General features: G+C 44.2%; 2 protein-coding genes and 1 pseudogene. All 3 read left to right on the forward strand.

Features of this window, described 5'->3' with window-relative positions:
• The first annotated feature begins 192 nt into the window (after positions 1 to 192).
• Positions 193 to 795: a TetR/AcrR family transcriptional regulator gene (locus tag B3Z75_RS11360; RefSeq protein ID WP_286847457.1), complete on the forward strand. Its 603-nt coding sequence runs from the start codon at positions 193 to 195 to the stop codon at positions 793 to 795.
• A gap of 37 nt (positions 796 to 832) precedes the next feature.
• On the forward strand, positions 833 to 2,113 hold the full coding sequence (locus tag B3Z75_RS11365; protein WP_294071708.1) for a TolC family protein: 1,281 nt from the start codon (positions 833 to 835) through the stop codon (positions 2,111 to 2,113).
• A 226-nt stretch (positions 2,114 to 2,339) separates the two neighbouring features.
• Positions 2,340 to 2,818 (forward strand): annotated as a pseudogene (locus B3Z75_RS11370) (hypothetical protein); the annotation flags it as partial.

Consider the following 2,818-nt stretch of genomic DNA (forward strand, 5'->3'; position numbering starts at 1 on the left):
GAAATAACCATCAAAACTACGGTTTCGCCGGGATTCAAAGTACCGTCTATGATGTTGAAAAAGGCATTTCCCAAAAAATCTTTCGATAATATGGAAAAATTCCTTGAAGCGGCAAAAAAGGAAGCGCCTTGATTGTGGAACTTTTGCCGGACAGGAATTTAGATAATTTTTATACGTACGCTAAAAGAAGGAATGATGATAGTACCCATGAACATTAAACCTAGGCAGCTGGAAATTATTGAAGCAACCGGAAAGCTGCTTACAACCTCCGGCATAAACGGCCTGACGATAAAAAACCTGGCCTCAGAAATGAATTTCTCGGAGAGCGCTATTTACAGGCATTTTTCCAGCAAAGAAGAGATCATTGTCACTCTGTTGAAATATTTAAATGAAAATGTAAACACAATCTTTAAAGAATCTTCAATATCGGGTGTTTTTGAAAAAGATTTTACTGCTCTCTTCAAGGAACTGACGTACTACTTTAAAGAGAATCCGTTCTATGTTGTCGTAGTATTCTCAGAAGGTCTTGTAAATGAGAGCGCCCAGATAGGTGAAAAGATTATACAATTAATGAATAGCCTGACAAAACATGCCCAGGCAATTATAAAGGAAGGTCAGGAGAAGGATCTGATAACCCGTTCGCTGACGTCGGAGCAGATCGTGGAGATTATCATTCCTGCCTTCAGGCATCAACTGTTCAGGTGGAAGATAAGCAATTTTGAATCGGACGTGGCACAGAGCATCGAATCTTTGGCAGGCTCACTGTTGCTGCTTCTGAAGGAGCGTACAGATTAAACGGATTACAACAATAAACAAATAAACAAATAAGAACATGAGATTAAAAATATTCCTCTTTTTTGCAGCATTGATCTGGCTGAACAGTTCGCTTGTATCGTCACAGGTTATCACACTGAGTGAGATTCAAAAGATGGCGGAAGCAAATTACCCGGCCATAGCGCGATACGACATCATTGAGAAAACAAAGGATTTCAGCATCGCGAATGCTAACCGGGGGTTTCTGCCGCAGGGCACAGTGAGTGCCCAGGCTACCTGGCAGTCCGATGTGACTTGGATAGATATGGAGATGCCGGAAGGGATACCGCCCCTCTATTTTCCAGTGCCCGACCAGGACCAGTACCGCGTGGTGGCAGAACTGAACCAGCTTATATGGGACGGAGGCAATATCTCAGCACAGAAAAAAAGTCTGAAAGCCGTTGCGGAAGTAGAAAAGAAGCAGTTGGACACAGAGGTTTACGCCCTGAGAGAGCGGGTAAATAATCTCTATTTCGGCATTCTGCTGATGAAGGGAAACCTGCAGCAACATGAGATCCTGGAAAATGAACTGCAGCGCAACTACGATAACGTGCAAACCTATGTGCAAAACGGCGTAGCTAACGACGTTGACTTGAGCACAGTAAAGGTAGAACAGCTGAAAGCAGGACAACAGCGGATTCAGTTGGAATCTACGTTAGATGCTTATATACGGATGTTATCCGTGCTCACCGGAGAACCGCTCGAAAAGAATACGACATTTGTAAAACCAAATCCCGAAGTAGAATTGATATCTCCCATCATCAATCGTCCCGAGTTAAAGATGTTCACCGCACAGGAGGAGGCCGCTGAATCGCAAAAATCGCTCCTGAAAGCCAAAAACATGCCAAAGTTGTCCGCCTTTGCACAGGGAGGTTACGGAAAACCGGGACTCAACATGTTCGACACCAAATTTTCCCCCTACTTTTTGGGAGGGATCCGCCTCTCATGGAACATTGGCAATCTATATACATACGGTAACGACAAGAAGAAGATCGATCTGCAAAAACAGTCGGTGAACACGCAAAAGGAGACTTTCCTGTATAATCTGAAAGTACAGATACCGCAGCAGCAGTTGGAGATTGAAAAATATAAAAAGACCATGCTGGACGATGACGAGATCATACGCCATCAAACGCTGATCCGTGAAGCTGCCGAGGTGAAAGTGGAAAACGGCACCATGACGGTATCCGACCTGATGAAGGAGGTCAATTCGGAAGAGGCGGTCAAGCAGGCGAAAACATTGCATGAAGTTCAATACCTCATGTCGATCTATTCACTGAAACATACAATAAATCAATAAAATGGAGGCTGTCTATATGTGACTAAATCATCGTCTGACGATATTTTGCGACCCATTCTCGCTCGTGTCAACTAAAAGAGTAGAAACTCGCTTCGCTCAAACAACTACTCTTTTTTACGTTTATCGCGAGCTATGGGTACCCCGTAAAATAGCTAAAAGGTCTCTGTTTTAGTCGCATAAGCTATCTGAGGATATCTACTAAAATTCAATAAAACAACATTAAACGATGAAACTATTTAGATTACTAACAACATTATCCGCCTTGTTCCTGCTCTTTTCATGCAGCAACGGCAAAGGCGACTATGACGCTACCGGATCGTTTGAAGCAACGGAAATTATCGTCTCATCACAGGCGAATGGACGCATTTTAGAGCTGGGGCTGAATGAGGGAGATCAGCTGGAACAAGGGCAAGAAGTGGGACTCATCGACAGCACCCAGCTCTATCTGCAAAAAATGTCCTTGCTCTCCAACGCGAAAGGTGTCCGTGCCCAGCAGCCCGATATAAAAGCGCAGACGGCAGCTTTACAGGAGCAAATCAAATCATTGGAGCGGGAAAAAGCACGGTTAGGGAGATTGGTTACCGCCAATGCCGCCAATCAGAAACAGCTGGACGACATTGACTCCCAATTGGAGGTTGTGAGGAGGCAGCTATCGGCGCTGACATCCACATTACAAAAAAGCAGTGATAATATTTCCGCACAAAG

It is taken from the genome of Proteiniphilum sp. UBA1028, assembly GCF_002316955.1.
GTDB lineage: Bacteria > Bacteroidota > Bacteroidia > Bacteroidales > Dysgonomonadaceae > Proteiniphilum.

What these genes read in the sequence shown, in the direction of transcription:
- B3Z75_RS11365 (WP_294071708.1), top strand. Translation starts at nt 833, where the DNA reads ATGAGATTAAAAATATTCCTCTTTTTTGCAGCATTGATCTGGCTGAAC.
- B3Z75_RS11360 (WP_286847457.1), top strand. Translation starts at nt 193, where the DNA reads ATGATGATAGTACCCATGAACATTAAACCTAGGCAGCTGGAAATTATT.